The sequence below is a fragment of the uncultured Marivirga sp. genome, from assembly GCF_963974845.1.
Lineage (GTDB): Bacteria > Bacteroidota > Bacteroidia > Cytophagales > Cyclobacteriaceae > Marivirga > Marivirga harenae.
In genome coordinates this window covers 21,753-28,022 of record NZ_CAXBEQ010000014.1, presented here as the reverse complement: position 1 = coordinate 28,022, position 6,270 = coordinate 21,753, and the positions used below count along the sequence as shown (strand labels likewise).

General features: G+C 35.8%; 7 protein-coding genes. 5 read left to right on the top strand and 2 right to left on the bottom strand.

The genetic code is table 11. The annotated features are described in order from the left end of the window. Positions 1–172: 172 nt before the first annotated feature. From era to AAC601_RS18785, 4 genes are all read left to right on the top strand, one after another. Positions 173–1,057 (top strand): GTPase Era, encoded by an 885-nt coding sequence (gene era, locus AAC601_RS18800; protein ID WP_340154100.1) that lies wholly within the window; start codon positions 173–175, stop codon positions 1,055–1,057. Positions 1,058–1,159: 102 nt separating this feature from the next. Then, positions 1,160–1,516: a four helix bundle protein gene (locus tag AAC601_RS18795; protein WP_340154099.1), complete on the top strand. Its 357-nt coding sequence runs from the start codon at positions 1,160–1,162 to the stop codon at positions 1,514–1,516. A 55-nt stretch (positions 1,517–1,571) separates the two neighbouring features. Further along, on the top strand, positions 1,572–2,879 hold the full coding sequence (gene der, locus AAC601_RS18790) for a ribosome biogenesis GTPase Der (RefSeq protein WP_303270630.1): 1,308 nt from the start codon (positions 1,572–1,574) through the stop codon (positions 2,877–2,879). 65 nt (positions 2,880–2,944) lie between these two features. Further along, complete coding sequence (locus AAC601_RS18785; protein ID WP_303270629.1) at positions 2,945–3,205, top strand: hypothetical protein; 261 nt, start codon at positions 2,945–2,947, stop codon at positions 3,203–3,205. A gap of 58 nt (positions 3,206–3,263) precedes the next feature. On the opposite strand, the gene AAC601_RS18780 is transcribed toward AAC601_RS18785, so the two are convergent. Together AAC601_RS18780 and AAC601_RS18775 are read right to left on the bottom strand one after the other, a co-directional pair. Continuing rightward, positions 3,264–4,340 carry a 3-oxoacyl-ACP synthase III family protein gene (locus tag AAC601_RS18780; protein WP_340154098.1) on the bottom strand — a complete coding sequence of 359 codons (1,077 nt, stop codon included), beginning with the start codon at positions 4,338–4,340 and terminating at the stop codon, positions 3,264–3,266. Between the two features lie 22 nt (positions 4,341–4,362). Beyond that, positions 4,363–4,953 (bottom strand): TetR/AcrR family transcriptional regulator, encoded by a 591-nt coding sequence (locus tag AAC601_RS18775; RefSeq protein WP_303270626.1) that lies wholly within the window; start codon positions 4,951–4,953, stop codon positions 4,363–4,365. Between the two features lie 412 nt (positions 4,954–5,365). Between AAC601_RS18775 and accD the strand changes: the two genes are divergently transcribed. Next, positions 5,366–6,205 carry an acetyl-CoA carboxylase, carboxyltransferase subunit beta gene (gene accD / locus AAC601_RS18770; protein WP_303270625.1) on the top strand — a complete coding sequence of 280 codons (840 nt, stop codon included), beginning with the start codon at positions 5,366–5,368 and terminating at the stop codon, positions 6,203–6,205. The last annotated feature ends 65 nt before the right edge of the window (positions 6,206–6,270 follow it).

The following is a 6,270-nucleotide window of genomic DNA, read 5'->3' as shown; positions in this document are numbered from 1 at the left end:
GGACTCGAACCTGTGACCTTTGGGTTATGAGCCCAACGAGCTACCAACTGCTCCACCCCGCGATATAAACTCTTGTTTTCAACACTTTTTCTCGTGTTTCCCTCAAAAGGATTACAAAGGTATGATAAGGTTTTCGAAAAATCAAGTACCTTTGCAAAATAAATTTTAATTGATGTCAGAAAATCAGCACAAGGCCGGATTTGTAAGTATAGTAGGAAAACCAAATGTGGGAAAGTCTACTTTAATGAATGCTTTGGTGGGGGAACGTCTTTCTATTATTACTTCCAAAGCTCAAACCACTCGACATAGAATTATGGGTATTTTGAGCGGTGCAGATTTTCAAATTGTGTATTCCGATACGCCTGGTATTCTAAGTCCGCAATATGAACTGCATAATTCCATGATGCGATTTGTGAAAGCTGCGCTGGAAGATGCTGATATAATGCTTTTTGTAACTGATTTGTATGAGAAGTATGAAGAAGGCGATGTTTTAATTGACAGAATTAAAAATAGTGGAGTGCCCATTATATTGGTCATGAATAAAATTGATCAATCGAAAGGTTCTCAAGCGGAGGACAAAATGAAATATTGGGCTGAAATTATTGAGCCTGATCATCAAATTATGGTCTCGGCTTTGGAAAAAGTGAATATTGATGGTCTTTTCAATAAATTAATTGATTTGCTTCCGGTTCATCCTCCCTACTTTCCAAAGGAGGAAATGACGGATAAACCGGAGAAGTTTTTTGTAGAGGAGATCATCAGAGAGAAGATATTTCAAAATTATAAAAAAGAAGTGCCTTATAGTTGTGAGGTGGTGGTCACCGAATTTAAGGAAGATGAAACCATCATTAGAATAAGAGCTGAGATATATGTGGAAAGGAAATCTCAAAAGGGGATTATCATAGGCAAAGGAGGAGAAGCGATTAAGAAGGTAGGAATTGAATCTCGCAAGGATCTAGAAACCTTCTTCAATAAGCAAATCCACCTGGAAACCTTCGTAAAAGTAGAGCAAGACTGGCGGAAAAAGGATTTGAAGTTGAAGAGATTTGGTTATTAGATAATTACGAATTACGAATTATCAATTGGGAAATTTGAGATGACATTGATAGTTTTTATTAACTTCATCTCATGAAAAATTTTCAACTAAACATCCCCAAAAATGAAATCGCAAAATGTAATTCAATTAAAAAGTTATCAATTTGCTCTAGAGGTTATTAGAATTGCTCAATTATTAAAAAGGGGAACTCATTTTGAGATATCCTCCCAAGTATTAAGATCAGGTACTTCTATCGGGGCAAATGTCGAGGAAGCGATTGGCGCTCAATCAAGAAAGGACTTTTTAGCTAAACTTTCAATTTCATACAAAGAGGCAAGAGAAACACATTATTGGTTAAGGCTAATAAAAGATTCTGGATTATTAGAACCTAATACTGCATCAATTATGATTGAGATGTGTGAAGAAATATTGAAAATCATTGGTTCAATACAAAAAACTACAAAAGCGAAGATGGAATAAAGTTCAGTGCTCATTTCCAATTCGTAATTAAAAAATTATTAATTCGTAATTAAAAATGTCAAACATAGTAGCAATAGTAGGAAGACCGAATGTCGGAAAATCCACTTTTTTTAATCGTCTAGTAGAGCGAAAGCAAGCGATTATGGATAACGAATCGGGCGTTACGCGAGATCGACAATACGGTGAAGCGCAATGGACAGGTAAAAAATTCACCGTCATTGATACCGGTGGTTACGTTACAGGTTCTAGTGATATCTTCGAAAAAGAAATTCGAAAACAAGTAAAAGAAGCGCTGAAAGAAGCCACTGTGATTTTGTTTATGGTGGATTGCCATACAGGCTTGACCGATATGGATAAAGATTTTGCCAATATCGTTAGAGAAGTTGGTAAACCCGTGTTCGTAATTGCCAATAAAGCAGACAGCACAGAAAAGAGCTACATGGCAGGAGAGTTTTATGGTTTAGGTTTTGATGAAGTTTTTAGCATGTCCTCTGCCAGCGGATCTGGGACAGGAGAAGTGCTAGATGCTGTAGTAGAACTATTTCCTAACGATGACCACAAAGATCCATTTGAAGGAATTCCCAGATTAGCAATTTTGGGACGCCCTAATGCAGGTAAATCTTCATTTTTAAATGCTTTACTAGGTGATGAAAGAACTATTGTAACTGATATAGCAGGAACTACACGTGATTCTATAAATACTCACTATAAGCTATATGGAAAGGATTTTATCCTGACGGACACGGCTGGTTTGAGGAAAAAAACTAAAACAAAGGATGATATAGAGTTCTATTCAACGATTCGGGCCATTCAAGCACTGCAAGATAGTGATGTTTGTATTATCATGATTGATGCTACACGTGGATTTGAATCCCAGGACATGCAAATTATTGGTCTCGCCCATAAGAACAAAAAGGGCATTATGATCATGGTTAATAAGTGGGATTTGATTGAGAAAGATGGAAAAACTCATGATAAATTCAAAAAAGAAATTCAGGAGAAATTAGGGCCATTAGATTATATTCCCATTATTTTCACATCTGTAACTGAAAAGCAGCGAATATTTCAAGCTATTGAACTGGCTACAAAAATTTATTTCAGTCGAACTGAAAAGGTGAGTACCTCAGCTTTGAATGAAGTAATGCTAAAAGAGATTGAAAAATATCCGCCTCCTGCCCTTAAAGGGAAGTATATTAAGATAAAATACGTAACACAGTTACCAACATATACACCAACTTTTGCATTCTTTTGTAATCTTCCTCAATACATAAAGCCACCTTACGAAAGGTACCTTGAGAACAGATTAAGGGAGAATTTTGACTTTGAAGGGGTGCCAATCAAGCTTGTTTTTAGAAAAAAATAGATAGATACTTTTGTCAATCTAAATAATTAGATACATTTACACTTTAAACCATAATCGATTAAACTATGAAAAAATTATTCACATTGTTTTTATTAGGTGCTTTCACCTTAGCAGTAGTTGCTTGCGATAACAAAAGCGAAAAAGAAGAAGCAAAAGATCAGATTGAAGAATCAACTGAAGAAATCAAAGATGCAGTAGAAGATGCTGGTGATGAGATGGGTGATGCTGCTGAAGAAATCAAAGAAGAAGCAGAGGATAAAGTAGAAGAAGGTGGAGAAGAAATGGAAGAAGCAGCTGAAGAGGTTGAAGAAGAAGTAGAAGGTTAATTCTTTTACAATTCAAGAGTTTGAAAAGACCGCATTTGCGGTCTTTTTTTTGTCCAAATTACATTCTATAGATAATGGCGTTAATATGCATCCCTGCACCAACGGATGCTAAGATAATATCATCTCCTTCCTTAATTTCATGGCCTTCAATTTCTCCCTTTAAAACTAAATCTAGCATGACTGGCACTGTTGCTACTGAATTATTACCAAATTTTTGGATCGTCATGGGCATCATATCTTTGGCTTCTAGTCTTAGATTATATAGCTGACCAAGCTTTCTTAAAATAGCTTCATCCATCTTCTCGTTGGCTTGATGGATCAACACCTTTTTGATATTTTCCATAAAAATACCAGAACGTTTGAGGGCCGATTGCATGGCTGTAGCTACCTCATCCAAAGCATATTCGTATATTTTACGGCCTTTCATTTTAATGTAACGAGCATCATTATCCATGCCAGGTTTATTGGATTTGCCCATTGCCAAATAACTCAACTCTTCATTGGCATCAGTTCTGTTTGCAAAACCTAATATTCCTTTACGATCGTCATCATATGAAGCCGAAACTATGGTCGCTCCAGCTCCATCAGAGAATATCATTCCATCTCTATCATGTGGATCAACACATCTGCTAAGTGTTTCTGCACCAATGACCATTATATGTCGGCAAAACCCACTTCTGATCATTTGGTAAGCTTGAATCACACCTTGGACCCACCCTGGACAACCAAATATAATGTCATAACATACTACATCAGGATTTTGAATTCCAAGTTTGTTTTTGACCTTTGCCGCCAGACTGGGCATATTGTCAATCCTGTTAGTATGAGCCTCTATGTCCCCAAAGTTTTGAGCATAAATAATATAATCTAATTCCTCTTTATCAATAGTGCTGTTCTTTAAAGCGTTTTTTGCAGCTATTGCACCTAAGTCAGAATTTAATTGGTCATCATTGGCATATCTTCGCTCTTTGATTCCCGTAATTTTTTCAAATTTTTGAATGATTTCTTCATTAGGGACTTCAAACGGTTTTCCATCCTCCTGGTAAAACTCATGATTTAAGAAATGTGCATTTGGAATGATCTTATCTGGAATATAAGAGCCAATTCCGTTAAAAACTACATTTGGTGTCTTCATAATTGTATGTTTGTAATTTTATTTAAATTCTTCTGACAGCATCCCAACAGGCATCTGCAGCTTGTTCAATGCGTTCTTTACTTAAGTGTTGTTGATGATCAATTTGCAGCTTTGCTAAAGAGGTTATTGGTCCATATGATAAAGAAATTATGGTGTAAACTGGAAGGTCTTTCATAGCCTTCTCTCGCTTGGCTTCAATAAAGAACATCATAACAGGAGACATGATCATAAAACTTTCCTCTCTTGTTAATTTACTCATATAACTGGCGTATCTGTGCTGCTCGATGAATTGAAATGCTTTTGGGTGCTGCATAAAAAAAGTGATTAGATTCATCCACAGATGCTTGAATCTTTCTTTAAAGCTGTCATTTTCGTTGTAATCGGCTAGCATAGCATGCATGATTTGCCTTTTGATCTCTTTAAACAGTTCATTGATTAAATCTTCCTTATTCTCAAAATATCGATAGATAGTACCAGCGCCAATCCCTGCTGTTTCTGCAATCATGGAAATAGGAGTCCCGTGAAAACCGTTTTCTGAAATCAGTTTTAGCGTTGTCTCCAGTATTAATGTCTTTTTGTCAAGCTTGTTTTCGATTGCGGAATGAACGTTCATTCCGTAAATTTGAATTGTTATTTTATATAATCAAAATTTTAGAGATAATTTTTTAAAATGTTGTGTATCAGATACTAACGTTTGTTAGGGATTCCCTTTTATTTTTTTTATAAACTTCAGAATCTGCTAATTAGGAATAGTGCTTGACAATTGAATGAGTCGGTTTTATTGAAAGCGTTACCGTTAGAAAGGGGAAATTTACCAGCAAAATAGTGGATTGAAATCCAAAATTTGTTGTTTTCACTGGAAATATGGGTTGCCCACCTAATATATTAAATACTTGATGATAGGGAAGAAAATTAATTATCCTGATGGGTTTTAAACTTTTACTTTGGCAATTGACAAGCAATTCATTTATCTTTGACCCTCCATCTAAAACCTGATATGGGTTTTAATAAAAAATTGAAACAATATGGCTTGGTTTAGGCGACAAAATAAAGGGATTCTAACTCCTACTGAAAATAAAAAAGAAGCACCAGATGGTTTGTGGTATAAAACCCCGAACGGAAAAATTATTCACATGCGGGAGCTTAAGCAAAATGCTTATGTGAGTCCTGATGATGAGTACCATGTTCGCATTGGTTCTAAGGAATATTTTGAAATCCTTTTTGATGATAATAAATTCACAGAGCTTGATAAGGATATGACTTCTGGTGATCCTTTGGAATTTGTAGATAGTAAACCTTACCCAGTTAGAATTAAGCAGTCTCAGGAAAAATCAGATTTGAAGGACGCAGTTAGGTCAGCTCACGGCAAAATCAACGGTCTAGATTTATGTGTGGCCTGTATGGATTTTGGTTTTATTGGAGGGTCTATGGGTTCTGTTGTGGGTGAAAAGATTGCAAGAGCAATTGATTATTCTATCAAGAAGAAAGTTCCGTTTTTAATGATTTCAAAATCGGGCGGTGCAAGAATGATGGAAGCTGGATTTTCATTGATGCAAATGGCAAAAACTTCTGCTAAGTTGGCGCAGCTTTCAGAAGCAAAAGTTCCGTATATTTCCTTATTAACTGATCCTACAACTGGCGGGGTAACTGCCTCTTATGCTATGCTAGGGGATTTTAATATTGCTGAACCAGGTGCCTTAATAGGTTTTGCTGGTCCTCGGGTAATTAGAGAAACTATTGGGAAAGATTTACCTAAGGGTTTCCAGAGTTCGGAATTTGTACTGGAACATGGGTTCTTGGATTTTATTGTGGACAGAAGGCAACTAAAAACTAAATTGACCACTTTATTGAAGATGTTGAAATAAATTTCTATTTCTTATAATTATTTATAAATGCCAATTTGACCAATTGGCATTTTTTTATTAGGTAT